Source organism: bacterium (genome assembly GCA_026708055.1).
Taxonomy (GTDB): domain Bacteria; phylum Actinomycetota; class Acidimicrobiia; order Acidimicrobiales; family CATQHL01; genus VXNF01.
In genome coordinates this window covers 1-25276 of record JAPOVS010000022.1, presented here as the reverse complement: position 1 = coordinate 25276, position 25276 = coordinate 1, and the positions used below count along the sequence as shown (strand labels likewise).

Annotated in this window: 23 protein-coding genes and 4 tRNA genes; 13 read left to right on the top strand and 14 right to left on the bottom strand. The window is 71.5% G+C overall.

Annotated elements, in window-relative coordinates; translation table 11 throughout:
- Positions 1-14: 14 nt before the first annotated feature.
- The 3 genes from rpiB (at position 15) to OXG55_03590 (ending at position 1212) form a co-directional block, all read left to right on the top strand.
- A complete protein-coding gene (rpiB, locus tag OXG55_03600; GenBank protein MCY4102340.1) occupies positions 15-446 on the top strand; it encodes a ribose 5-phosphate isomerase B in 432 nt (143 codons plus the stop codon).
- A gap of 166 nt (positions 447-612) precedes the next feature.
- On the top strand, positions 613-1092 hold the full coding sequence (locus OXG55_03595) for a CarD family transcriptional regulator (protein MCY4102339.1): 480 nt from the start codon (positions 613-615) through the stop codon (positions 1090-1092).
- Between the two features lie 45 nt (positions 1093-1137).
- Positions 1138-1212 (top strand) — tRNA-Pro (locus OXG55_03590).
- A 64-nt stretch (positions 1213-1276) separates the two neighbouring features.
- Here OXG55_03590 and OXG55_03585 read toward each other — a convergent pair.
- Together OXG55_03585 and OXG55_03580 are read right to left on the bottom strand one after the other, a co-directional pair.
- Positions 1277-1450, bottom strand: a complete 174-nt coding sequence (locus OXG55_03585; GenBank protein MCY4102338.1) for a hypothetical protein — start codon at positions 1448-1450, stop codon at positions 1277-1279.
- Between the two features lie 28 nt (positions 1451-1478).
- Positions 1479-1551 (bottom strand) — tRNA-Glu (locus OXG55_03580).
- A gap of 198 nt (positions 1552-1749) precedes the next feature.
- On the opposite strand from OXG55_03580, the gene OXG55_03575 reads away from it, so the two are divergent.
- Positions 1750-3453, top strand: coding sequence for an alpha/beta hydrolase (locus OXG55_03575; protein ID MCY4102337.1), 1704 nt, complete (start codon positions 1750-1752; stop codon positions 3451-3453).
- Positions 3454-3504: 51 nt separating this feature from the next.
- Here OXG55_03575 and OXG55_03570 read toward each other — a convergent pair.
- The 3 genes from OXG55_03570 to OXG55_03560 all read right to left on the bottom strand — a co-directional run bounded on the left by OXG55_03570 (position 3505) and on the right by OXG55_03560 (position 5609).
- Positions 3505-3576: transfer RNA gene (locus tag OXG55_03570), tRNA-Gln, on the bottom strand.
- 213 nt (positions 3577-3789) lie between these two features.
- Complete coding sequence (locus OXG55_03565) at positions 3790-5145, bottom strand: glutamate--tRNA ligase family protein (GenBank protein ID MCY4102336.1); 1356 nt, start codon at positions 5143-5145, stop codon at positions 3790-3792.
- Complete coding sequence (locus OXG55_03560; protein MCY4102335.1) at positions 5142-5609, bottom strand: hypothetical protein; 468 nt, start codon at positions 5607-5609, stop codon at positions 5142-5144. The genes OXG55_03565 and OXG55_03560 overlap by 4 nt, the downstream gene beginning before the upstream one ends.
- A 132-nt stretch (positions 5610-5741) precedes the next feature.
- Here OXG55_03560 and OXG55_03555 point away from each other — a divergent pair, with 132 nt between their 5' ends.
- Positions 5742-6608, top strand: coding sequence for an LLM class F420-dependent oxidoreductase (locus tag OXG55_03555; GenBank protein MCY4102334.1), 867 nt, complete (start codon positions 5742-5744; stop codon positions 6606-6608).
- Here the strand turns inward: OXG55_03555 and cimA are convergent.
- From cimA to OXG55_03540, 3 genes are all read right to left on the bottom strand, one after another.
- Entirely contained in the window at positions 6589-8493 is a 1905-nt protein-coding gene (cimA, locus tag OXG55_03550) for a citramalate synthase (GenBank protein MCY4102333.1), read from the bottom strand. The two genes, OXG55_03555 and cimA, sit on opposite strands and share 20 nt — an antisense overlap.
- Positions 8480-9400 (bottom strand): branched-chain amino acid transaminase, encoded by a 921-nt coding sequence (locus OXG55_03545; protein ID MCY4102332.1) that lies wholly within the window; start codon positions 9398-9400, stop codon positions 8480-8482. The genes cimA and OXG55_03545 overlap by 14 nt, the downstream gene beginning before the upstream one ends.
- Positions 9401-9500: 100 nt before the next feature.
- Entirely contained in the window at positions 9501-10487 is a 987-nt protein-coding gene (locus OXG55_03540) for a 3-isopropylmalate dehydrogenase (GenBank protein MCY4102331.1), read from the bottom strand.
- 50 nt (positions 10488-10537) lie between these two features.
- Here OXG55_03540 and OXG55_03535 point away from each other — a divergent pair, with 50 nt between their 5' ends.
- The 4 genes from OXG55_03535 to OXG55_03520 all read left to right on the top strand — a co-directional run bounded on the left by OXG55_03535 (position 10538) and on the right by OXG55_03520 (position 15636).
- On the top strand, positions 10538-11023 hold the full coding sequence (locus tag OXG55_03535; GenBank protein ID MCY4102330.1) for a transcription elongation factor GreA: 486 nt from the start codon (positions 10538-10540) through the stop codon (positions 11021-11023).
- Positions 11023-12432, top strand: a complete 1410-nt coding sequence (gene leuC, locus OXG55_03530) for a 3-isopropylmalate dehydratase large subunit (protein MCY4102329.1) — start codon at positions 11023-11025, stop codon at positions 12430-12432. The genes OXG55_03535 and leuC overlap by 1 nt, the downstream gene beginning before the upstream one ends.
- 135 nt (positions 12433-12567) lie before the next feature.
- Positions 12568-13164: a 3-isopropylmalate dehydratase small subunit gene (gene leuD / locus OXG55_03525; protein MCY4102328.1), complete on the top strand. Its 597-nt coding sequence runs from the start codon at positions 12568-12570 to the stop codon at positions 13162-13164.
- An 81-nt stretch (positions 13165-13245) separates the two neighbouring features.
- Positions 13246-15636 carry a CotH kinase family protein gene (locus OXG55_03520; GenBank protein ID MCY4102327.1) on the top strand — a complete coding sequence of 797 codons (2391 nt, stop codon included), beginning with the start codon at positions 13246-13248 and terminating at the stop codon, positions 15634-15636.
- A gap of 18 nt (positions 15637-15654) precedes the next feature.
- Here the strand turns inward: OXG55_03520 and OXG55_03515 are convergent, their stop codons facing one another.
- Positions 15655-16584: an ion channel gene (locus tag OXG55_03515; protein ID MCY4102326.1), complete on the bottom strand. Its 930-nt coding sequence runs from the start codon at positions 16582-16584 to the stop codon at positions 15655-15657.
- 166 nt (positions 16585-16750) lie between these two features.
- Between OXG55_03515 and OXG55_03510 the strand changes: the two genes are divergently transcribed.
- Positions 16751-18100, top strand: coding sequence for a bifunctional o-acetylhomoserine/o-acetylserine sulfhydrylase (locus OXG55_03510; GenBank protein ID MCY4102325.1), 1350 nt, complete (start codon positions 16751-16753; stop codon positions 18098-18100).
- A gap of 195 nt (positions 18101-18295) precedes the next feature.
- On the opposite strand, the gene OXG55_03505 is transcribed toward OXG55_03510, so the two are convergent.
- From OXG55_03505 to OXG55_03485, 5 genes are all read right to left on the bottom strand, one after another.
- Positions 18296-18811, bottom strand: a complete 516-nt coding sequence (locus tag OXG55_03505; protein MCY4102324.1) for an FABP family protein — start codon at positions 18809-18811, stop codon at positions 18296-18298.
- 118 nt (positions 18812-18929) lie between these two features.
- Entirely contained in the window at positions 18930-20555 is a 1626-nt protein-coding gene (gene groL, locus OXG55_03500; protein MCY4102323.1) for a chaperonin GroEL, read from the bottom strand.
- Between the two features lie 226 nt (positions 20556-20781).
- Positions 20782-21075: a MoaD/ThiS family protein gene (locus OXG55_03495; GenBank protein ID MCY4102322.1), complete on the bottom strand. Its 294-nt coding sequence runs from the start codon at positions 21073-21075 to the stop codon at positions 20782-20784.
- 68 nt (positions 21076-21143) lie between these two features.
- Positions 21144-22148, bottom strand: coding sequence for a glycerate kinase (locus OXG55_03490; protein MCY4102321.1), 1005 nt, complete (start codon positions 22146-22148; stop codon positions 21144-21146).
- A 32-nt stretch (positions 22149-22180) separates the two neighbouring features.
- Positions 22181-22801 carry a LytR C-terminal domain-containing protein gene (locus OXG55_03485; GenBank protein MCY4102320.1) on the bottom strand — a complete coding sequence of 207 codons (621 nt, stop codon included), beginning with the start codon at positions 22799-22801 and terminating at the stop codon, positions 22181-22183.
- A 148-nt stretch (positions 22802-22949) separates the two neighbouring features.
- Here OXG55_03485 and OXG55_03480 point away from each other — a divergent pair.
- From OXG55_03480 to groL (OXG55_03470), 3 genes are all read left to right on the top strand, one after another.
- Positions 22950-23023: transfer RNA gene (locus tag OXG55_03480), tRNA-Thr, on the top strand.
- Positions 23024-23159: 136 nt separating this feature from the next.
- Positions 23160-23450, top strand: a complete 291-nt coding sequence (groES, locus tag OXG55_03475) for a co-chaperone GroES (GenBank protein MCY4102319.1) — start codon at positions 23160-23162, stop codon at positions 23448-23450.
- A gap of 73 nt (positions 23451-23523) precedes the next feature.
- Positions 23524-25155, top strand: coding sequence for a chaperonin GroEL (groL, locus tag OXG55_03470; GenBank protein ID MCY4102318.1), 1632 nt, complete (start codon positions 23524-23526; stop codon positions 25153-25155).
- The last annotated feature ends 121 nt before the right edge of the window (positions 25156-25276 follow it).

The window sequence follows — 25276 nt, the reverse complement described above, 5'->3', positions numbered from 1 at the left end:
GTACAATCCCGTCCGTGCGCGTTGCCACAGGGTCTGACCACGCCGGCTACCAGCTGAAGAGCCTCCTGGCCGGGCGTCTCGCCGAGCGGGGCCACGAGGTCGTCGACCTGGGCGCCCACAGCGAGGACCGCGTCGACTATCCCGATTTCGGCGCCGCGGTCGGCCGCGCCGTGGCCGCCGGCGAGGCCGACCTGGGGGTGTGCGTGTGCGGCAGCGGAATCGGCATCGCCATGGCGGCGAACAAGATCTCCGGCATCCGGGCGGCGGTTGTGCACGACACCACCTCGGCGGCCCTGGCCCGCATGCACAACGACGCCAACGTGGTCTGCTTCGGCCAGCGCCTGCTCGACGAGTCCGTCGCCCTCGAGGCCCTCGACGCCTTCCTGGACGCCGGCTTCGAGGGCGGCCGCCACGTGGCCCGGGTCGCCAAGCTGGACGCACTGTGAGCCTTGCGCCCGTGGCGGGCGATGTTCCGGCCGCGGGCGGGCGTGATGCGCGGAGGCGTCATGGCCGCCCTCGTGGACGCCACCGTCGTGTCGGTGAGTGCGCCCGATTGAGGAACCCGCCGGCCGAGGTGCCACACTTGACGGTTGAGCAGGCGTCTGGAGGGTCATGAGCTACGACGTTGGAGACCGGGTCGTGTACCCACATCACGGCGCCGCGGTCATCGAGCGCCGGGAGATGCGCGAGGCCTTCGGCACCGAGACCGAGTACCTGGTGCTCCGCATGGCCCACGGCGACATGACCGTGGCGGTGCCGGCGGACAAACTCGACGACGTGGGCGTGCGCTGGCCCATCAGCGCCGACGAGGTGGAGGACCTCTTCGAAGTGCTGCGCAAGCGTGACGTGCACGAGCCGGCCAACTGGAGCCGCCGCTTCAAGAACCACCAGGAGAAGCTGAAGTCCGGCGACGTCTACCAGGTGGCCGAGATCGTCCGGAACCTGGCCCTGCGTGACCGGGCCAAGGGCCTGTCGGCGGGCGAGAAGACGCTGTGCTCGAAGGCGCGCAGCGTGCTGATCTCGGAGTTGAGCTTCGCCCTCGACATCTCCGAGGAGGACGCCGTCGAGAAGGTGGACGAGGCCCTGCAGTAGCCCGCCTGCCACGGCCGCTCGGTAGGCTCGTGGCCGGATCCCCGACGGGCTGTGGCGCAGCTTGGTCAGCGCACCTGCTTTGGGAGCAGGGGGTCGCCGGTTCAAATCCGGCCAGCCCGACACCTCCGATCACCCCGCTCGTGCCGGCCGCCCTTCCGGGCCGGCGCCGGCGGCTGCGCCCCTGCTACTCCTCGGCGATGACGGTGATGTTCTTGGCGCCGTCGTAGGCCCGGTACGACCCGCACACCTTGCAGGTCCCCACCAGCACCCGCACGCCGTCGATGTGGTCGATGCCGTAGGGCACCAGCGTCAGGCAGTCGGGCTTCGGGCACGGCCCGTCAACGATGTAGGTCGACATCGGCGCCTCGCGGCGATCGGCGGCTGAGCACCCCGTACGGGATTCGAACCCGTGCTACCAGATTGAGAATCTGGCGTCCTAGGCCTCTAGACGAACGGGGCAGGAGCGCCCCACAGGCTAGCGGCCACCGTCCCGCGCCACCCACTGAGCCCGTGCGCTCTAGTGCTGCCCGGGCGGGTGACGCCGGTGGTGCTCCGGCGGCCTCTGAGAATGGCGCGCCTGCGCCAGCCCCGGCGTCCCCGCCCTCGCCCGTTGGCTGCAGCCCGGGTGGGCGCGAGGCTTGTCGGTAGGGTGGGATCGTGCTCGGTGGTGGCTTGGCGAGGGCGGTTGCGGCGCTCGTGGCGGTGGCGCTCGTGGCGGTGGCATGTGGTGGCGTCGGAGACGGCGAATCCGCGGACCGCGAGCCCGGCGCCGAGACCGGGAACCTCGTCGCGGAGCCGGAGCCGTCGTCCGGTGAGGAGCCGCCGCAGGAGCCGGAGGCCCCGCCCGAGCCGCCCCCGCCCTCCGAGCCTCCGGCGGGGGAGGGCTCGCAAGAACCGGAACCGCCGGAGGTGCCCGGTGAGACCGTTGCCGGGGAATCGCCGGACGAACCTGCCGAGCCGGCGGCCGCGGAGGAACCGCCGCCGGCCCCCGAGCCGGACGCCGACGCCGCAGAGCTCCGGGGCATGCTCGAGTTCGCCGACTGCGGGCAGGAGTACCTCTGCGCCACGCTGGCCGTGCCCGCCGATCACGCCGACCCCGGCGGGCCCACCGTGGATCTTGCCGTCGGCATGATTCCCGCCGCCGATCCGGCCCGGCGCGTCGGATACCTGCTCGCCAACCCGGGCGGCCCGGGCGCCGGCATGCAGGGGTTCCTGGACTTCGGCGCCGGGCTCTCCCCCTACCTGCTGGAGCGCTTCGACGTGATCGGCTGGGACCCCCGCGCCGTGGGCGGCAGCGTGCCCTCGAGCTGCTGGGCGGAGGCCGTCGAGCTGCACCTCCTGGACCCGGTGCCGGACTCACCGGCCGAGCAGGAGGCCCTCGACGATGCAGCCCGCGCCGTCGCCGAGGAGTGCATCGCCCGGCTCGGCGACATGGTCGGCCACGTCGGCACCATCGACACGGTCCGGGACATGGACGCCATCCGCCGGGCACTCGGCGCCGACACGATCAGCTACGTCGGGTTCAGCTACGGCACGCTTCTGGGCCTGCTCTACGCCGACCTGTTCGGCGAGCGCCTTCGTGCGGCCGCCCTCGACGGCGTGGCCGATCCGTCGCTGTCGGGAACCGAGCACGCCGTCGGGCAGATGGTGGGCTTCGACAGGGCGGTCGAGGACATGTTCGCCTGGTGCCGCAGCGACCCCGGCTGTGCGGTCAGCGGCGATCCCGCCGACGCCTACTACGGGTTGCTGGAGCAGGTGGACGAGGCCCCGCTCACCGGCCCGGCCGGCGAACTCGTGCTGGACCCCGCCAGGGTGGTGCTGGCCGCGGTGTTCGCCACCTACAGCTCGCAGCTCTGGCCATACTTCTTCCAGTTCCTGGCCGAGGCGACCGCGGGCGACGGCTCGAGACTTGCGCAACTCGGCGAGGCCTACACCCTGCTGGCCGACCTCGGCGCCTTCGTCGCCATCAACTGCACCGACGGCGGCGCCGCCACCCGCGCCGAACTCGACGCCCTGGCCGACGTGCTGGAGGAGGTGGCCGGCGTCCTCGGGCGGGCCTCGATGATCTCGGGGTTGCCGTGCGAGCACTGGCCGGTCACGAACGGCACGCGGCCCGTCGGGCCGGTCGCCGCTCCCCTGGCCCCGCCGATCCTCGTGGTGGGCAACCGGGGCGACAACGCCACGCCCTACGAGTGGGCCGTGGCGGTCGCCGGACAGCTCGAATCAGGGGTGCTGATCAGCTACGACGGCAACGAGCACGGCAGCTACGGGCTCAGCAACTGCGTCACCGGCATCGTGGACGAGTACCTGGTGAACCTCATCGTGCCGCCGGACGACATGGACTGCCCCCGGGAGTCCTAGCCCCGAACGCCGGCGAGCGCCCCTGCCGGCCGGCCGGAGCGCTCTGCGATGCTCGGGGGGGAGGACTCGAACCCCCAACGACGGGACCAGAACCCGCTGTGTTGCCTATTACACCACCCCCGAAAGGGTGGGACAAGGCTACCGGCAACCCGCTGGCGACGGCCCGGGCGGGCGCCCCCGGTGCCGAGTCCGTCTCTCGCCTGCGTAATCGATCCGGACTTCGCCCCCGGCGTCGACCGCCCTCGGTTGTGGTGATTCTTGGGACGGTTGCCGGCACTTGGAGGAGAAGAGCTGGGCGCGCTCAGTCTCCAGGCGGGCCCCGCCCCGGAAGGACTGTCAGCCGGCGGGCTCCGAATCCAGGCGGGCCCGGGCGTTCCGCAGGCGGCGGAGGACCTCGGCTCGGTCCAGCAGGACCATGGACTCGAAGAGCGGCGGGCCGACGGTGCGTCCGGTGAGCGCCACCCGGATCGGGGCCTGGGCCTTGCCCAGCTTCAGGTCGTGGCGCTCGGCGAGGGCGAGCGCGGCGGCGTGGGCGGCTTCGGGGGTCCAGTCGGCGGCGGCGTAGGTGGCGATGGCGTCGTCCAGCACCGCCGGGGCCTGCGGGCCGCCCATGGCCTTGCGCCACGAGTCGTCATCGGCTGGCGGCTCCTCCAGGAACAGCCAGTCCACGTAGCGGCCGATGTCGCCGAGGGTGCGCACCTTCTCCTGCACCACCGGGGCCAGGGCCTCCAGCACCTCGGGGCGGGTCCGCTCGGCGGGCCAGGGAGCCGCCTCGCCCAGCCACGGCTCGGAGCGCCGCAGGTACTCCTCGGTGCTCAACGCCCGGATGTACACCCCGTTGAAGTGCTCCAGCTTCTTGGTGTCGAAGAACGCCGGCGCCCGGTTCACGTCGGCCAGGCGGAACTGCTCGATGATCTCGGCCATGGGGCGGATCTCGACGCCGTCGGTCGGCCCCCAGCCCAGCAGCGCCAGGTGGTTCGCCATGGCCTCGGGCAGGTAGCCGCGGGCCCGGTAGTCGCCCAGCGACACGTCGTCGCGCCGCTTGGAGAGCTTCTTGCGGGAGGCGTTCACCAGCAGCGGCAGGTGGGCGTAGACGGGCGCCTCGGCCCCCAGGGCCTCCAGCAGCAGGATCACCTTCGGCACCCCCGACAGCAGGTCCTCGCCCCTGATGGCGTGCGTGACGCCCATGTCCACGTCGTCGACGGCATTGGCCAGCAGGAACGTGGCCGCCCCGGCGGAGCGCCACACCACGAAGTCCTCCAGGTCGTCGCTGGCGAAGGACACCTCGCCGCGCACGACGTCCTGGAACGTCACCGTGCGCCCCTCGGGCATCCGGAACCGGGCCGCCAGGCCGGGCTGCAGCGTCGTGCCCGCCACCGGCTGGTTGTCGGCGTCGCAGAGGTAGGCGCCGCCGCCGGCCAGCAGCGACTCCACGGCCTCCCGGTGGCGCTCTCTGCGCTCGGACTGGAACACGGGCTCCTCGTCCCAGTCGATGCCCAGCCACTCCAGCAGGTCGTAGATGAGGTCGACCACTTCGGGCTGGTTGCGGGCCTCGTCGGTGTCCTCGATGCGCAGCAGCATCCGCCCGCCCACCGAGCGGGCGTAGATCCAGTTGAACAGCGCCGTCCGGGCCGAGCCGACGTGCAGGAACCCCGTCGGCGACGGGGCGAACCGCACCCGTGGCCGGGTCACGGCGCCCCGAGCGCCTCGGGTGACGCCTCCTCCGCGATGCGGCAGCGGATGGGGTAGCCGTCATGGCCTCCGGCGCCGGCGAACAGCTCCCGCCGGGAGGCCACCACTTCGATGGGGGTGCCGGCGTCCAGGTATCCCCAGTGGTCGAAGGCCACCTGCAGGTCGTCGGCCACCGGCGCCCGGCCGAACAGCGAGGCCCGCTTCAGCGCCACCGCCACGCAGCCCGCCACCACGTCGCCGGCCTTCTCGCCCGCCTGCAGCGCCAGATGCGGCACGAAGCGCCCCGCCAGGCGCAGCGCGTACCCCTGGTCGGGGCCCTGGTGGCCGAACCCGTCGCCGGCCGGAAGCGGCCCCTCGGGCAGCTCGCCGGGCCGCTCGGCGCGCCAGCCGCCCCGCTGCGGGGGCGAGCTGTAGTGGCGGGCCGTCCTGCCGGGTGCGTGGGGCACGTAGGGGGGCTGGGCCATGGCGCAAATGTACTTGCGGGCCGGCGGGCTTCAGCGCTCCACGGCAGAATCCGTAGAGTCCGTCGCCCGGCGATCCGGGTCGCCGTCTCGGCAGATCGCTTGGTGCTGGTCGAGGCCCGGTACCGTGCACCCATGCTCTTCGGAATCAAGACCTCGCAGCAGGACACTGACTGGGCGGACATGCTGGCCGTCTGGACCGAGGCCGACGACATCCCGGTCTTCACGTCGGCCTGGAACTTCGATCACTTCTACCCCATCTACTCGGACTCCACGGGTGAGTGCCTGGAGGGCTGGACGACCCTCACCGCACTGGCGCAGGCCACGAAGCGCCTGCGGGTGGGCTGCATGGTGACCGGCATCGTGTACCGCCACCCCGCGGTGCTGGCGTCCATGGCGTCCACGGTGGACATCATCAGCGGGGGCCGGCTGGAGTTCGGCATCGGCGCCGCCTGGAACGAGGAGGAGTGCGAGGGCTACGGCATCCGCCTCGGCACCCTGACCGAGCGCTTCGACCGTTTCGCGGAGGCCTGCGAGGTCATCACGGGCCTGCTCACGCAGGAGGTCACCACGTTCGACGGCCGCTACTACACGCTCAGCGAGGCCCGCAACAACCCGCCGGGCGTCCAGAAGCCGCATCCTCCCATCTGCATCGGCGGCGGGGGCGAGCGGCGCACGCTGCCGCTGGTGGCCCGCTTCGCCGACCACTGGAACTGCCCCCCCGACTGGGACGCCCCGCCCGGCCAGGTCAACACCGACGGCTTCCGGGCCAAGCGCGACGTGCTGTACGAGGCCTGCGCCGCCATCGGCCGGCCCCCCGGCGAGATCATGATCTCGACGCACGTCAGGGTGCCGCCCGACGGCTCCCCCGGCCCGGTCGTCGAAGCCTGTGCCGGCTACGCCGAGGCCGGCATGGATCTGGCCATCTGCTACCTGCCCCCACCGCACGACCCGGCGGTCCTCGAACCCCTCGCCGAGGCCCTCAGCGACCTCGCCGACTGAGCGCCCAGGACTCCCCGGCCGGCGCCTCGGCGTCGCTGTGGAGCAGGCCCCAGACGATCGAGTCGCAGAGCGCCTCCCAGGAGGCCTCCACGATGTTCTCCGACACGCCGATCGTGGTCCACGTGCGGGCGCCGTCGGTGGAGTCGATCAGCACCCTGGTGACCGCGGCAGTGCCGGCGGCCGTGTCCAGGACCCGCACCTTGTAGTCGGTGAGGGCGATGCGGGCGATCTCGGGGTAGTGATCGCCGGCCGCCGACAGCAGGGCGTTGTGCAGGGCGTTCACCGGGCCGTTGCCCTCGCCGACGGTGATGCGCCGCTGGTCGCCCACCCACAGCTTGATCGTGGCCTCGCACTGGCGGTGCATGGCGTCGTCGTCGGGCCGTCTCGGCCCGGAGACACCGACCGGCGCACCGCCCGACCGCAGGTGCCGCCCCACCTCCACCCGGAACGACTCGATGCCGAAGAACGGTTGCTCCCAGCCGAGGGCCGCCCGCATCCACAACTCCAGGGAGGCGTCGGCCACCTCGAACTGGTAGCCCTCGTACTCCAGCCGCTTCAGGGTCTCGATCAGCTGGCTGATCGTGGCGCCGTCCAGCTCGATGCCCAGCTCCTGGGCCTTCAACTCGATCGACGAGCGTCCCGCCATCTCCGAGACCACGAACCGGGTGCCGTTGCCCACCGCTGCCGGGTCGATGTGCTCGTAGGCGTCGGCCCGGCGGGCCAGGGCGCTGGCGTGCAGCCCGGCCTTGTGGGCGAACGCCGAGGTGCCCACGTAGGGCTGCTGGGGGTCCGGCACCCAGTTGACCATCTCCGCCACCCGCCGGGAGACCGACGTCAGCAGCTCCAGCCGCTCCGGCGGCAGCGTCGCCACGCCCATCTTCAGGCTCAGGTTGGCGATGATCGGCACCAGGTCGCAGTTGCCGGTGCGCTCGCCGTAGCCGTTGATCGTGCCCTGCACCTGGGTGGCCCCGGCCCGCACGCCGGCCAGCGCGTTGGCCACCCCGCAGCCGGTGTCGTTGTGCAGGTGCACCCCGACCGGGGCGCCGAGGGCGTCCACGATCTCCGCCACGATGGCGTACACCTCGTGCGGCAGCGAGCCCCCGTTGGTGTCGCACAGCACCAGCCGCTCCGCCCCGGCCTCGGCCACCGCCGCCAGCACCGCCAGCGAGTAGTCCGGGTTGTGCTTGTAGCCGTCGAAGGCCCCCTCGGCGTCGAAGAACACCCGCCGGCCCGCCCCGACCAGGTACGCCACCGACTCCGCCGCCATGGCGATGCCCTCGTCCAGGCTGGTGCGCAGCGCCTCGCTGACGTGGTAGTCCCAGCACTTGCCCACGATGCACACCGTCCGGGTGCCGGCCGCCAGCAGGTTCGCCAGCACGGCGTCGCCGTCGCAGCGGCCCCCCACCCGCCGGGTGGAGCCGAACGCTGCCAGGCGGGCCGTCTCCAGCCGCAGCTCCTCGGCGGCCCGGGCGAAGAACTCGTCGTCCTTGGGGTTGGCGCCCGGCCAGCCGCCCTCGATGTAGTGCACGCCGAGGCGGTCCAGCTCCCGGGCGATGCGCAGCTTGTCCTCGACGGTCAGCGAGATGCCCTCGAGTTGGCTGCCGTCGCGCAGGGTGGTGTCGTAGATCTCCACCGCGGCCGGCGTGCGGTGGGCGGCCGCCGCGGCCCGGGCCCGGGCTTCGAGGTCGCCGCTCAGCCAGACGGCACGGGCTCTCGCGGCTCCGGCTCGAGCAGCAGCACCGGCCTCAGCGGTACCGGCTCCGGCGGCGGCTCCGGTTCGAGCAGCAGCACCGGCCCCGGTCGGCAGGGCCGGCGCGGCGCCTGCCGCGGCGGTGTCGGCGCCGTCGCCGGCCACCCCGCGGCCCGCGCCGCTACTCGTTGACATACTCGTTCCACTCCTTGTAGCGGTCCACCTTCCCCTGGACCGCCTCGTAGAACACCTCTTGGATCTGGCGGGTCACCGGCCCCGGGTCGCCGATCTCCCGGTCGTCGATCGAGCGGATCGGCACCACCTCCGCCGCGGTGCCGCTGAGGAACGCCTCATCGGCCGTGTACAGGTCGCTGCGCAGCAGGTTCCCGGTCTCGTACGGGATCTCCAGGTCGCCGGCGATGGTCTCGATGGCGTCCTGGGTGATGCCCCCGAGGGCGCCCGCGCTGGTCGGCGGCGTGATGATCCGCCCGTCCATCACGACGAACAGGTTCTCGCCGGTGCATTCGCTGACGTGGCCCTGCGGCGACAGCAGGATGGCCTCGTCGTAGCCGGCGTTCAGGGCCGACACCTTGGCCATCTGGCTGTTGATGTAGTGCCCGCAGCCCTTGGCGGCCGGCGGCATGGCGTTGGGGTCGTGGCGCTGCCACGAGCTGATCATCATGCGCACGCCGGTGTTGATGGAGTCGGCGCCCAGGTAGATGCCCCAACTCCACGTGGCGATCGACACGTTCACCGGGCAGGGCATGGGGTTGAGCCCCATCTCGCCGTAGCCCAGGTACACTAGCGGGCGGATGTAGCACGATTCCAGCTCGTTGATCGCCACGGTCTGCTTCGTGGCCTCCACCAGCTCCTCGGGCGTGTACGGGATCTGGATCCCCAGGATCTTGGCGCTGCGGAACAGCCGCTCGATGTGGGGCGTGAGGCGGAAAACGGCGGCCCCCCGGTCGGTCGCGTAGGCGCGGATGCCCTCGAATACGCCGTTCCCGTAGTGCAGGGTGTGGGTGAGGATGTGCACCTTGGCGTCGTGCCAGTCCACGAACTCACCGTCCATCCAGATCTTCTCGACGGGCTGAATCGGCATCGGGTATCCCTTCGTTGTCTCGGTGCGTCAATGATGGTCCAATGCGGGCGGTGACGGCCCGCGGACCGTCACCGGGGCTCGCCGTGGTTCCGGCGGGCCCCTAGCCGGCTACGGCGCCGGCGATGGCGTCGCCGATGGCGCTGGTGCCACCCACGCTGCCGTCGACGGCCATGCAGGCCCGGTCGATGGCCGCCGCGGCGGCGTTCTCGCCCAGGTGCTCCAGCATCATCGCCGCCGACAGGATCGCCGCGCTCGGATCGGCGATGCCCTGCCCGGCGATGTCGGGCGCCGAGCCGTGCACGGGCTCGAACATCGACGGTCCGGTGCCGGCCGCGTTCAGGTTCGCCGAGGCGGCCTTGCCGATGCCGCCGCTGACCGCCCCGCCCAGGTCGGTGAGGATGTCGCCGAACAGGTTGTCGGTCACGATCACGTCGTAGCGGTCCGGCGAGTCCACGAAGTAGATGCAGGCGGCGTCCACGTGGTTGTAGGCGGTGCCGTAGTCGGGGTATTCGGCCGCGACCTCCTCGAAGGTGCGGTACCACAGGTCGCCGGAGTAGGTCATCACGTTGGTCTTGTGCACCAGCGTGACGTGGCGGCGCCGCTTGGAGGCCAACTCGAAGCCGAAGCGGATGGCCCGCTCCACGCCCATGCGGGTGTTCACCGAGCCCTGCGTGACGATCTCGTGCGGTGTGCCCTTGCGCAGGAACCCGCCCTCGCCGGCGTAGGCGCCCTCGGTGTTCTCCCTGATGACGGCCATGTCGATGTTGCGTTCGGGCAGGCGGAAGGGGCGCAGGTTGATGTACAGGTCCAACTCGAAGCGCATCCGCAGCAGCAGGCCCCGCTCCAGGGTGCCCGGCGGCACGTCGGGGGTGCCCACCGCGCCCACGTAGATGGCGTCGAGGCCCCGCCACTCCTCCACCACGCTGTCGGGCAGCACGGTGCCGTCGCGCAGGTAGCGCTCGCCGCCGAGGTCGTAGTCCACCGTCTCGAAGTTCACGCCGGCGGCCTCGATGACCTTCAGGCCCTCGCCGATCACCTCCGGCCCGATCCCGTCGCCTGCCAGCACTCCAATGCGATGTGTCGCCATGCGAACAATCTACCGGGCGTTTCGCGGCGGGGGGTCAGTAGATTGATGTGATGAACGCCCCGCAGTTGACGCGTGTGGCCTACGAGCGGCTGCAGGAGGAGCTCGCCTACCTCACCGGGCCGGCCAACGAGGCCATCACGGCGCAGATCGCCGCCGCCCGGGCCCTCGGCGACCTCTCCGAGAACGGCGACTACCACGCCGCCCGCGAGGAGAAGGGCAAGATGCAGGGCCGCATCCAGCAGATCCAGGCGCTGCTGGAGAACGCGGTGGTGGTTTCCCCCGGCGACGGGCCCGCCGACCGCGCCACCGTGGGCTCGCTGGTGGATCTGCGCTTCGAGGGCGACGAGGACACCGAGCGCTACCTCATCGGCACCATCGAGGAGCGCCACGAGGACTACGACGTGGTGTCGCCCTCCTCGCCGCTCGGGGTGGCCATGATCGGCGCCCGGCCCGGCGACGTGGTGCGCTACGAGGCGCCCGCCGGCCCGGTGGAGGTCACCGTCGTGGACGTCGTCACCGCCGAGGACCGCCACTGATGGCAGCCGGCCCTCGCACGCTCAGCGAGAAGGTCTGGGACGCCCACGTCGTCCACGCCGGCGACGACGGCACCGACATCCTCTTCATCGACCTGCACCTGCTGCACGAGGTCACCTCCCCGCAGGCGTTCGACGGCCTGCGCATGGCGGGCCGCAGCTTGCGCCGCCCCGACCTCACCGTGGCGACCGAGGACCACAACGTGCCCACTGCCAACATCAGCGGCCCGGTGGCCGACGCCGTGTCGCGCCGCCAGCTGGAGTCGCTGCGGGCCAACTGCGCCGAATTCGGGGTGCCGCTGTACCCCATGGGCCACGACCGCCAGGGCATCGTCCACGTCATCGGCCCCGAACTGGGCCTCACCCTGCCGGGCAGCACCGTGGTCTGCGGCGACAGCCACACCTCCACCCACGGCGCCTTCGGGGCGCTGGCATTCGGCATCGGCACCAGCGAGGTCGAGCACGTGCTGGCCACCCAGACGCTGCCGCAGGCCCGGCCCCGCACCATGGCGGTCACCGTGGACGGCGAGCTGCCGGCCGGTTCGGGCCCCAAGGACGTGATCCTGTCGATCATCGGGCGCATCGGCACCGGCGGCGGCATCGGCTCGGTCATCGAGTACCGGGGCGCCGTCATCAAGGCCCTCTCCATGGAGGGCCGCATGACCGTGTGCAACATGTCCATCGAGGCGGGCGCCCGGGCCGGCATGGTCGCCCCCGACGACACCACCTTCGCCTATCTGCAGGGCCGCCCGCACGCCCCGGCGGGCGCCGCCTGGGACGAGGCGGTCGAGCACTGGCGGGCGCTGCGCACCGACGACGGGGCGGGCTTCGACACCGAGGTGCACCTCGACGGCGCCGACATCCCGCCGCACGTCACCTGGGGCACCAACCCGGGCCACGTGGCGCCGCTCGACGGCGCCGTGCCGTCGCCCGACGAGGCCGGCGACGCCGCCGGGCGGGACGCCGCCGTCCGGGCGCTGGAGTACATGGGCCTCGCCGCCGGCACGCCCATGCGGGACATCCCCGTCGACACCGTGTTCATCGGCTCGTGCACCAACAGCCGCATCGAGGACCTGCGGACCGTGGCCGAGGTGGTGGCGGGCCGGCGGGTGGCGCCGGGCATGCGCACCCTGGTGGTGCCGGGCTCGATGCAGGTGAAGCACCAGGCCGAGGCCGAGGGTCTGCACGAGGTGCTCATCGCAGCCGGGTTCGATTGGCGGGAGCCGGGCTGCTCCATGTGCCTGGGCATGAACCCCGACAAGATCTCCGCCGGCGAGCGCTGCGCCAGCACCAGCAACCGCAACTTCGAGGGCCGCCAGGGGATCGGCGGGCGCACCCACCTCGTGTCGCCGGCGGTGGCGGCGGCAACCGCGGTGGCCGGCCACTTCGCCGCCCCGGCCGACCTGGACTGAGCCCCGATGGCCCACCGACCTACGGCCCCGACGAGAAGATCCGTCATTCCGGCGCAGGCCGGAATCCAGGAGTCGGGGACCCGACTTGCGGCGTCGGCGGACCACCCGGCGACGGTGCGAGGAGCGAAGTAGCCGATGGAACCCGTACGGATCGTGGAGGGCCGGGCGCTGCCGCTGGACCGCTCCGACGTGGACACCGACCAGATCATCCCCAGCCACTGGCTGAAGCGGGTGGAGCGCACCGGCTTCGAGGAGGGCCTGTTCTCCTCGTGGCGCGAGGATCCCGCCTTCGTGCTGAACGACCGGCGCTACGCCGGCGCCGAGGTGCTCGTGGCCGGCCCCAACTTCGGCATCGGCTCGTCGCGCGAGCACGCCGTGTGGGCCATCCAGCAGTACGGCTTCCGGGCCGTCGTCGCCCCCCGCTTCGGCGACATCTTCCGCAACAACGCCGCCAAGTGCGGCCTCGTGACCGCCGCTGTGGACGCCGACTTCGGCCGGGCGCTGCTCGACGCGCTGCTGGTCGACCATAACCTCGTCGTGCGGGTCGACGTGGAGAACCTCACCGTGGAGGCGCCCGCCGCCGGCCTCGCCGCCCCGTTCCCGCTGGCTGACGCCGTCCAGGAGCGCCTCCTCGGCGGCCTCGACGACATCGCCATCACCCTCCGCCACGCCGAGGCCATCGCCGCCTTCGAGCAGACCCGCCCCACCTGGCTCCCGGTCACGACCGGCTGAGCGATGCTCCGACCTGCCTCTCCCGCCGTACCGGCGAAGGTGGGGAACCACATCGCGGCGATTCTGGTAGGCGTCGCGGTCTTGGCCACGGCGTGCGGTTCGGACGAGCCCGCCGCTCCGTCCCCCGAGCCCGCCCCGGCGCCCGCCGCTGAAGCGCCGCCGGCAGCGGCGCCGTCACCGGCCGAGGCCGCGCAACCGCCCTCGGAGCCTCCGGCACCCCCGCCGGCCGAGCCGCCGCCACCCCCGCCGGAGCGGGAACCCGAGCCCGAGATCACGCCGGCGGAGCCGCCGCCCCCGCCGCAGCCTGAGGATGCGGCCGAGGTCCCGGCGCCCGTCCCGCTGCCCGAACGCATCCCGCCGGGCCCCAGCGACGCCTACTTCGCCCTCCACCGGGTGCTGGACATCGCCATAGAGATCGACACCGAGGACTGGGACACCCTGCGCCACCAGACCCGCACTCTCGAGGACCTGTTCGCCGAGATCGCCGAGTACCAACTCTCCCGACCGTTCGCAAGCATCTACACCTGGTTCCCGGCCACGGTGACGGTCGACGGCGAGACCCACACCGAAGTCGGCGTCCGCAAGAAGGGCTTCATCGGTTCCCAGAGCGACACCAAGCCCTCCCTCAAGCTCCGCTTCGACAAGTACGTCGACGACCAGGTCCTGGGCGGCGTCATGGAACGCATGACCCTCAACAACAGCATCCAGGACCCGTCGATGATCAACACCTGCCTCACCTACCGGGTCTTCGCCGCGGCGGGCAATCCGGCCTCGCGCTGCAACTTCGCCACCGTCTCGGTGAACGGCAAGAACCTCGGCCTCTACGTCCACGTGGAGGAGATCAAGGCCCCCTTCCTGGCCCGCCACTTCGCCAGCACCGAGGGCAATCTCTACGAGGGCAACGTCAGCGACTTCACGCCCGAGTTCCGCGGCACGTTCGAGAAGAAGAACAACGAGGACGCCGACGACTGGTCCGACATCGACGCCGTCGTGGCCGCCCTGCAGGACCCCTCCGACGCCGGCTGGGCGGACCTTTCCCTCATGGTCGACCTCGACGCCTTCGTGACGTTCTGGGCCACCGAGGTGCTGGTGGGCCACTGGGACGGCTACGCCGGCGACCGCAACAACTACTGGTTCTACCGGGATCCCGGCGGCCCCTTCGTGTTCATCCCCTGGGGCGTCGACGACACCTTCCACCTCCGGGACGACCCCAACCCGTTCGACAACATCAGCGACCCGCCGCCGTCGGTGCTGGCCCTCACGGCCATCCCCAATCGGCTGTACAACGACAGCTACTGGCGGGACCGGTACGTCGAGCGCCTGAAGCACCTGCTGGAGGCCGTCTGGGCCGAGGAGGCCCTGCTGGCGAGCGTCGACGAGATGGCCGCCATCGTGCAGGAGAACGCCCTGCCGGAGGACCGGGCCGGGGCCGCCGCCGACGCCGAGCGGGTCCGTCAGTTCATCAAGAAGCGCCGGGCGGAGATCCTCGACGACCTCACGCCCGAGCCGCCGGAGTGGCCGGCTCCCGACTTCCCCGCCGACGAATCGGAGCGGGTCGAGTTGACGGTGCGCTTCGAGAGCACGTGGGGATCCAACAAGAGAATCAACCCCGTGGCGGAGGGCGAGATCCTGCACCTGGCCTTCGACGGCACCGAGGTTCCCCCCGGCGACAGCGGTGTGATCGTCGGCCACGCCAGCCCCGAGGAGGCGGCCGGGTTCGACGAGCCGGCGGCCTCGATCACCCTCCTCGGCCTGCAGCCCGACGGTTCGGTGGAGGGAATGACCGTCGTGCTGCCCCTGGCCCGGTTCACGGGTGGCGCCGAACTGGTGATCGGCGTGGACTCCGTCGGGGGCGGGGTGTGGACCATCCCGGCCGGCGGCACCGCGCTGGACAGCTTCACCCCGTTCACCGAAGGCACCCTGAAGCTGGTCGAGGCCGGCACGTCGGAGGGGGCGACGGTCCTCGGCAGCTTCGTCGGTGCGTTCGGCGGCACCCCCGGCATCGCGGGCGACGGCACCGGCGGGGGAGGCACGGACGGGGGCGACTCGGACGGGGGCGACACCGGCCCGGCTCCCGTGAACGTCGGCCTCGTCATCAACGAGGTGGCCGCCAAGGGCGATCCGCTGGACTGGTTCGAGCTCCACAACTCCTCGGGGGAGTACCTGGCGCTGGCCAACTTCGTGATGGCCGACGACCTGTCGGACCCCGCCAAGCGGGTGCCGTTCCCGCCCGACCTGGTGATCCCGCCGGGCGGCTACCTGCAGGTCGAGCTCGACAAGGAGGCCTGGCCCGGCTTCGCCCTCGGACAGGACGAGGAGCTGGGCATCTGGACCGCCGACGGGGCACCCGTCGACCAGGTCGACTGGGCCGAAGGCGAGGCCGGCGAGGGAACCAGCTACGCCCGCCTACCCGACGCCACCGGCGACTTCCGGACCACCCCCACCCCCACACCGGGCGCCCCCAACGGCTGATCCCACCTCCGCGGCCCCCTACCCCGGGCGGCCGCGACCGTTGCCGTCGCCCAGCAGTTCCTCCAGGCGGGCGAGGCGCTCGTTCATCTCCCGCAGCTCGTCCCGCATCTCCTGCTCGCGGTGGCTCTGACCCCGGATCCCCGCCAGCAGCTCCTCGTGGCCCTCCTCGGTCTCGAGTTCCACCAGGCGGGCGGCGGTGGCTGCCGACAGCAGGGCGATGAAGCTGATGCCGGCGATCATCAGCACCGTGGCCACCAGCCTGCCGAGCCCCGAGTTGGGGACGACGTCGCCGTAGCCCACCGTCGTGGCGGTCACGATCGCCCACCAGATGCCCTCGGGGACGTTGCGGCCCTCCTCCAGGTACGAGAAGAGAGTGCCGCTGACGACCACCAGCACGATCAGGCTCGACAGCAGCCAACCCAGCCCCGATCTCCCGAAGATCCGGTGGATGAGCGCGGCGGTCCGGTTGGCGATGGCGGCGAGCCGCAGCAGCCGCAGCAGCCGCAGCACCTCGATGAGACGCCCCAGACGGGCCAGCCGCAGGCTCGCCAGCAGGTAGGGAACCAACGGCACCGTGAACAGCACGATGCACACGTCCAGCCAGGCGCAGCGCAGGTACGCCCTGCGGTTGGGCGTGACGATCAGCATGATGGCCAGTTCGGCCGCGAAGACGCCCCAGATGGCCCAGTCGGCGACGTGGAGCCAGAACACGGCGGTCGAGCCGGTGAACTGCTCCTCCATCACCAGCAGCGGGATGACCGCCGCTGCCGCCATCACCACCAGCACACTCATGCGGCGCTTCAGGATGCGGCCCCGCGGCGTCAGGATGGCGTCGAACCCGGATCCCCCGAGGAGCGTGTGGGGCCCGACCAGCGAGAGAGACTCCGCGATCGGCCGCTCGGCGCGGTCGGTCTGGGGAGGTCCGCTCGTGTCCTTCGATCCCACCACCGGTGATCCTCTCGTTCCGTACCCGCACCGAGAGTAGTTCTGCCCCTATCGCGCGCCGGCCATCCCCGGGTCCCCGACCGGGCGAGGCAACCGGGACCGGATTCGAATTCCCTACCCCGACGGTCGTATTTCGCCGCCGGCGCCGTAGCCTGATCGGTGGCCGTGAATCCACGGCCGTTCCCATAGGAAAAAGGAGAAGACGGACGTGTCCGAATCAACCTGGGGTTTCGAGACCCGCCAGATCCATGCCGGTCAGGTACCGGATTCGGCGACGAATGCTCGAGCGGTACCCATCTACCAGACCACCTCGTACACCTTCAACAGCAGCGAGCACGCTGCGAACCTGTTCGCCCTCGCCGAGATCGGCAACATCTACACGCGCATCATGAACCCGACCCAGGCGGTTTTGGAAGCGCGAATGTCGAGCTTGGAGGGTGGCACCGAGACAGCAGTGGGCATCCCCGGTGCGCTGGTCCTCAGCAGCGGCCAGGCGGCGGAGACGCTGGCGATCCTGAACCTGGCCGAGGCCGGCGACCACATCGTCTCCTCGGCGTCCCTCTACGGCGGCACCTACAACCTGTTCCACTACACGCTGCCGAAGCTGGGCATCGAGGTCACCTTCGTGGACGACCCGCATGACCTCGACGAGTGGTCCTCGGCCGTGCGTCCCAACACCAAGTGCTTCTACGGCGAGGTGTTCGGCAACCCCGGCAACGACTTCCTCGATATCGAGGCCGTGGCCGACCTGGCGCACGCCAACGACTGCCCGCTGATGATCGACAACACGGCGGCCTCGCCGTACCTGGTGCGGCCGATCGAGTGGGGCGCCGACATCGTCGTGCACTCGCTGACGAAGTACATCGGCGGACACGGCACCTCCATCGGCGGCTGCATCGTCGACGGCGGCACCTTCGACTTCAGCCGCAGCGAGAAGTTCCCCAACTTCACCGAGCCCGACCCCAGCTACCACGGCCTGGCCTACTGGCCGGCGCTGGGTCCGGGGTCCTACATCATCAAGGCCCGGGTGCAGTTGCTGCGGGACATCGGGGCGGCGGTCGCACCGCTGAACTCGTTCCTGTTCCTGCAGGGGCTGGAGACCCTCAGCCTGCGGATGGAGCGGCACTGCCAGAACGCCCAGATCGTGGCGGAGTACCTGGAGGGCCGCGACGAGGTGGAGCAGGTGTTCTTCGCCGGCCTGCCGTCGAACCCCACCCACGAGCGGGCCACACGGCTCACCGGCGGGCGGGGCTACGGCGCCATCCCGTCGTTCATCGTCTCCGGCGGCCGTGACGCCGGCCAGCGCTTCGTGGAGGCGCTGCAGATGCACAGCCACGTGGCCAACATCGGCGACGTGCGCAGCCTGGTGATCCACCCGGCCTCCACCACCCACTCCCAGCTCACCGAGGAGGAGCAGGCGGCCGCCCAAGTGCAGCCCGGCCTGGTGCGCCTCGCCGTGGGCCTCGAGTCGGTGGACGACATCATCGCCGACCTGGAGTTCGGCTTCAAAGCCCTCTGACCGGGGCCGCGGCGCCGGCAGATCCCGGCCGCCGCACACAACCGAGGGAGGGGACGCCGGGGGGCGGCGCCGGATCGATTTCGCCAGACGATCCGCCGACGGCCACCGGTGGCCCCGACCGGACTAGCGACGAACCGGTGCCCCGTCCCCCGACCCGGGAGGCGGGGCGCCGCCGCGCCCGGGGTTGTGCGGGGCTCAGTCGCTGCGGCGGAGGGTGGCTTCGAGGTGGGGGGTCATGGGCTCGCCGACCGCCGCCATGTGCACCTCGTAGCGCATGGTGTCGCCGTCGACGGAGATGCGGCGCTCGGTGGCGTCGACCCGCTTGGCGGTCGGCGCCAGGACCACCCGGCTGCCTTCGGGGCCCGCCCAGCCCGACAGGCTGTCCGCGCCGGCCCGCAGCACCACCAGCAGGCCGAAATGGGTGTCGGTCACCTCGCCCACCAGCACTTCGGCGATGCCGCTGGGATGCACCACCAGCAACTCCAGGCCCGACTCGCCGTCGGGTCGCAGGTAGCCCGACTCGGCGTGCAGCGGCGCCCCGTCGGCGCCCTTCGTCCGCTGGCTGTAGGCCAGGAACGGCTTGCCGACGTGGCCGATGGTGACTTCTTCGCTGTAGTCGAAGGCCTCGATGGTCGGATAATCACCACGGCCGCCGCCTCGCCAGGTCCCCAGCAGCGGAGCCAGGTGGGCGGCGGCCGGGTGCAGTTCCACTGGGGCTTCTAGCCGGCTGTACCGGGTCTCACGTCCCGACCATCGTCATTCCGGCGCAGGCCGGAATCCAGGACCGGGCGGTTGAGGCTGTCTGGGCGCGGTATGGCTCGGTACCCGTCTAGAAGTCCATGTCGGGCATGCCGCCGGGGGTGCCCGCGCCGTCCTCCTCGGGCTTGTCGGCCACCACGGCCTCGGTGGTCAGGAACAGCCCCGCCACCGAGCCGGCGTTCTGCAGCGCCGAGCGGGTCACCTTGGCGGCGTCGATGATGCCGGCCGCGGTTAGGTCCTCGTACTCGCCGGTGGCGGCGTTGAGCCCGTCGCTGCCCTCCAGGCCGCGCACGTGCTCAACCACCACGCCGCCTTCCATGCCGGCGTTCACGGCGATCTGGTACAGCGGCGCCTGCAGCGCCCGGGCCACGATGCGCGCCCCGGTGGCGGCGTCGGGCTCGTCGAGCCCCGCGGCGGTCTCCTCCACGGCGGCCTGCGCCCGCAGCAGCGTCACGCCCCCGCCGGCCACGACGCCTTCCTCGATGGCGGCCTTCGTGGTGCTGACGGCGTCCTCGATGCGGTGCTTCTTCTCCTTCAGCTCCACCTCGGTGGCGGCGCCGACCTTTAGCACGGCCACGCCGCCGGAGAGCTTGGCGAGGCGCTCCTGCAGCTTCTCCCGGTCGTAGTCGGAGTCGGTGTTCTCGATCTCCTGGGAGATCTGGCGGATGCGCCCGTCCACGTCGGCCTTGCTGCCGGCGCCCTCCACGATGGTGGTCTCGTCCTTGGTGACGACCACCTTGCGGGCCCGGCCCAGCAGGTCCAGCGTGGTGTTCTCCAGCTTCAGCCCGACGTCCTCGGAGATGACCTGGCCGCCGGTCAGGATGGCCATGTCGGCCAGCATCGCCTTGCGGCGGTCGCCGAAGCCGGGGGCCTTCACCGCCACCGAGGCGAACGTGCCCCGGATCTTGTTCACCACCAGCGTTGCCAGCGCCTCACCTTCGGTGTCCTCGGCGATGATCAGCAGCGGCCGGCCGGCCTGCATGACCTTCTCCAGCACGGGCACGACGTCGCGCACGGCGGTGATCTTCGAGCTCACCAGCAGGAGGTACGGGTCGTCCAGCACGGCTTCCATGCGCTCGGGGTCGGTCACGAAGTAGGGCGAGATGAAGCCCTTGTCGAAGCGCATGCCCTCCACGAGGTCCATCTCCATGCCGAAGGTCTGCGACTCCTCGACGGTGATGACGCCGTCCTTGCCCACCTTGTCGATGGCCTCGGCGATCTGCTCGCCGATCTCGTCGTCGGCGGCGGAGATGGCGGCCACCGAGGCCACCTGCTCCTTGGACTCCACGTCCACGGACTGGCCGTGGATCGCCCCCACGGCAGCGTCCACGCCGGCCTCGATGCCCGCCTTGATGGCCATGGGGGAGGCCCCGGCGGCCACGTTGCGCAGGCCCTCGCGCACCATCGCCCACGCCAGCACGGTGGCGGTCGTGGTGCCGTCGCCGGCCACGTCGTCGGTCTTCTTGGCGACCTCCTTGACCAGTTCGGCGCCGATCTTCTGGTACGGGTCCTCGAGGTCGATCTCCTTGGCGATCGACACGCCGTCGTTGGTGATGGTGGGGGCGCCCCACTTCTTCTCGAGGACGACGTTGCGACCCTTCGGGCCGAGCGTCACGCGGACGGCGTCGGCGAGTTGGTTCATCCCTGCTTCGAGCGAACGGCGAGCCTGTTCGTCGTAGGCGATGATCTTGGCCATGCTGGGTTTCCTCCGTGGAAGCGTCGATCTACTAGCACTCTCAGTCTGAGACTGCTAGGAAGCTTAGGGGTGACCGGCACCGTCCCCAACACCGGCGGGGGAGGGTCCGGGCGAGGATCCGGGGTGCCGCCCTGCTCCTTCGCGCAGGCGCAAGGCGTCGCAGCCCGGCCCCCCGGCCCCCCGCCCTTGCGATGTTGCGGCTGGTAGGCGTTGGGTTGGCGCCGGGTCAGGTAGTGGTGGGGAAAGTGCCGCCGGCTACTGCGGGGACGATGGCGAGGGTCGAACCCTCGGGCACTTCGGTGGCGGGGCCGTCCAGGAAGCGCACGTCCTCGTCGTCCACGAAGACGTTCACGAAACGCCGCAGGTCGCCCGACTCGTCCACGACCCGTTCGCGCAGGCCGGGATGGCGCGCCTCCAGGTCGTTCAGGACGTCGGCCACGGTCGCGCCGCTGGTGCTGACGGTCGCCGCGCCCGCGGTCAAGGGCCGCAGTGTGGTGGGAATTCGCACGGTCACACTCATGGCCCGACATGCTACCGAGCTACTCCCGACCCCCGGCCGCCCGGGCTCTTACCGCGCCCCTGGGGCCGCTAGTCCGACAGGTGCGCCGCCACCACCTCTTCCACGCAGGCGGCGGCCTCGTTCCAGGCCCGGTCGGGGCCGAAGCGCTCGGTCAGCGACAGCACCCGCACATCGGCCGGCGCCGTTGCGTCGCGTTGCACGTGTCCGGCCACGGCCAGCGCCGGCACCCCCAGGCGGTCGGCCAGCCCGCACACGCCTCCCACCACCTTGCCGTTGAACGACTCGGCGTCCAGCAATCCTTCCCCGGTCACCACCAGGTCGGCCCCATCGAGGCGCTCGGCCAGGCCGGTCTCCTCGGCCACCACCTCGAACCCCTCCACGATCCGCGCCCCCAGGGCCGCCAGCCCGCCCGCCAGCCCGCCGGCGGCGCCGGCCCGCGGCAGGTCGGAGACGTCCACCCCGTACTCGGCGACGTACATGTCCACCAGCCGCTCGAGGCGCCGGCGCAGCAGCTTCACCTCCGCCGGCGTGGCCCCCTTCTGTGGGCCGAACACCTCGGCGGCTTCCAAGAAGCGGGTGCGCACGTCGCAGGCCACCACCAGTTCGGTGGCCCGCAGCCGGTAGCCCGGCAGCAGCGCCCGCAGCGCCCCGAACCCGCCGTCGGTCGTGGCCGATCCCCCCACGCACACGATGATCCTCTTGGCGCCCCGCTCCAGGGCCGCCTCGATCAGCTCGCCCGTGCCGTAGGTGGAGGCGGCGAGGGCGTCGTTGCCGGAGGCGCCGCCGACGAGCTGCAGGCCCGACGCCTGGGCCATCTCGATGATCGCCACCTCGCCGTCCAGCCGCCAGCCGGCGCTGACCGGGTCGCCCAGCGGGTTCGTGACGACGGTGTGGCGGTTGGCCCCGCCGAGGGTCGCCAGCGTGCCCTCGCCCCCGTCGGCCATCGGCATCGACTCGGCCTCCCAGCCGGCCGCCTCGGCCGCCCGGCACGCCGCCGCGGCGATCTCGGCGGCGGACGCGGTGCCCTTGAACTTGTCAGGGGCGGCGATCAGGCGTGGGGTTCGGCTCGCCATGCCGGGGGTTGGCCTTCAGCCCCGGCGGGGCCTCAGCAGTTGGGCTGGGCCAGGTCGTCGGCGCCGAGGTGGATCAGCACGTGGGCGTCGCCGGGGGCCGTCGGGGGTGAGGCCGGCAGCGGCAGCACCTGGCTGGAGGCCACCTGGATGAGCGAGGCCACGACGCCGGCGTCGGCGCCGTACTGGTCCACGTAGTAGATGGTCGATATCTCGATGTTGCCCTCGGGGTCGTCGTTGACGGCCGGCAGCACGTTGTACCCCTGGGCGCTGAGCGAGGTGGAGAGTCGGCCGGCCGCTCCGCAGACGCCGGAGCCGTTGGCCACCAGCACCCGCACCTGGTCGCGGTTGTGGGTCGGAGCCGGCGGTGGCGGCGGCTCGGCGAACATGTCGTCGGGGGCGGCCTCGGGGAGTTCCGCCGGTGCGGGCGCCGGTGCCGCCGGCTGCGGGGTCGGCTCGGCGGCGGGCGCCGGGGGCTGCGGCGCGGGTTCGGGCGCCGGGGCCGGCGCCGCCGGGGGTTCGGTGCTCTCCGCCGTCGTGTCGGTCGTGCCGACCGGCTCGTTCGTCGTCTCCGGATCGTCGAGGCCGCGCGCCAGGATCACCACCGCGATCACCAGTGCGACGATGACGAGGAGGGCGCCGCGCAGGGCGTTCATGGGCGCGAAGCCAAGCGGCTGGGAGACATCGACGACAGGCTAGACGCGTCTCAGCGGCAGTTGGGTCATATCCGGGTGTGCAACCAGAGTGCGCAACCCACGGCCCGCAAGCGGCCGCGGCCGCCCGCCTCGTAGGCTGAGGTGTACCGCCCGAGTAGCTCATCTGGCCAGAGCACCGGTCTTGTAAACCGGAGGTAGTGGGTTCGATTCCCACCTCGGGCTCCGCCTCGCCCGCCGCTCCCGGCCCCCACCGCAGGGCCCGGAACAAGCCCGCCGGGGGGTTGGTATCTCCGCAGCGGTCGGTATGTTGAGCACTCTCAGACCGAGAGTGCTAACAGCAGAACCAAAGGGAGAGCCAATGAACCTTCAGCCCCTCGAGGACCGTATCGTCGTACGGCCCAGCGAGTCCGAGGAAGTCACCGCCAGCGGTCTCGTCATTCCCGACACCGCCAAGGAGAAGCCCCAGCAGGGTGAGGTGCTCGCAGTCGGTCCGGGCAAGCGTTCCGATCAGACCGGCGAGATCATCAGCGTCGACGTGAGCGTCGGCGACACCGTGGTCTACAGCAAGTTCGGCGGCACCGAGATCACCGTCGGCGGCGAGGACCTGCTGATCCTGTCGGCCCGCGACGTGCTGGCCACCATCGGCTGAGCGTCCCCCCAACGCCCGGGACCGCACGCCGCCCACTGCACGGCCTTAAGTAAGAAGGAGTCACCGACACCCCATGACAACCCTGTTGAAGTTCGACGACGACGCCCGCAAGGCCCTCGAGGCCGGCGTCAACCAGCTCGCCGACACCGTCAAGGTCACGCTGGGCCCCAAGGGGCGCAACGTGGTCCTCGACAAGAAGTTCGGCGCACCCACCATCACCAACGACGGCGTCTCGATCGCCCGTGAGGTCGAGATCGAGGACCAGTTCGAGAACATGGGGGCGCAGCTCGTCAAGGAGGTCGCCACCAAGACCAACGACGTGGCCGGCGACGGCACCACGACGGCCACCGTGCTGGCGCAGGCGCTCGTGAACGAGGGCCTGCGCAACGTGGCCGCCGGCGCCTCGCCCATGGGCCTCAAGCGGGGCATCGAGAAGGCGGTCGCCGCCGCCACCGACGCCATCGCCGACATGGCCACCCACATCGAGGACAAGAAGGAGATCGCCCAGGTGGCCGGTCTGTCCGCAGCCGACCCCGCCGTGGGCGAGGTCATCGCCGACGCCATCGACAAGGTCGGCAAGGACGGCGTCGTGACCGTCGAGGAGTCCAACACCTTCGGCATGGAGCTCGACTTCGTCGAGGGCATGCAGTTCGACAAGGGCTTCCTGTCGCCGTACTTCGTCACCGACCCCGAGCGCCAGGAGGCCGTGCTGGAGGATCCCTACATCCTCTTCCACCAGGCCAAGATCACGTCGGTGCAGGACCTGCTGCCCGTCCTCGAGAAGATCATGCAGACCGGCAAGCCGCTGCTGCTCGTCGCCGAGGACACCGAGGGCGAGGCCTTGGCCACCCTGGTGGTCAACAAGATCCGCGGCACGTTCACGTCGGTGGCCGTGAAGGCCCCCGGCTTCGGCGAGCGCCGCAAGGCCATGCTGGCCGACATGGCCATCCTCACCGGCGGCCAGGTCGTGTCGCCCGAGGTCGGCATCAAGCTGGACGGCGTCACCCTCGACCTGCTGGGCCGGGCCCGCAAGGTGGTCGTCAACAAGGACGACACGACCATCGTGGAGGGCAACGGCAACCGGGCCGACGTGGAGGCCCGCATCCGCCAGATCCGCACCGAGATCGACAACACCGACTCCGACTGGGACCGCGAGAAGCTCCAGGAGCGCCTCGCCAAGCTGGCCGGCGGCGTGGCGGTCGTGAAGGTCGGCGCCGCCACCGAGGTGGAGCTGAAGGAGAAGAAGCACCGCATCGAGGACGCCCTCTCGGCGACCCGTGCGGCCATCGAGGAGGGCGTCGTGGCCGGCGGCGGCACGGCGCTGCTGCGCTGCCGTGAGGCGGTCGCCGCGGTTGCCGAGGAGCTGTCGGGCGACGAGGCCACCGGTGCCCGCCTGGTGCACAAGGCCCTGGAGATGCCGACGAGGCTGATCGCTCAGAACGCTGGCTTCGAGGGTTCGGTGATCGTGCGCCGCGTGCTCGGCACCGAGGGCACCACGGGCTTCAACGCCGTCACCGGCGAGCTGGAGGACCTCCCGGGTGCCGGCGTCATCGACCCGGCCATGGTCACCCGTGCGGCGCTCCAGAACGCCGCCTCCATCGCCGCCCTGCTGCTGACCACCGAGTGCCTGGTGGCCGACAAGCCCGAGCCCGCCCCGCCGATGCCCCCGGGCGGCGGCATGGAGGGCATGGGCGGCATGATGTAGCAGGCCCCAGCGCCACAAGTCCCCCCAGCGACCCCCTGGGCCCGGGAAACCGGTCGGGGGGTCGCTCGCGTCGCCGGGTGTCGTGTCGCCGCAGCCCGCCGAGCCCCCGTAGCGGGAGCCG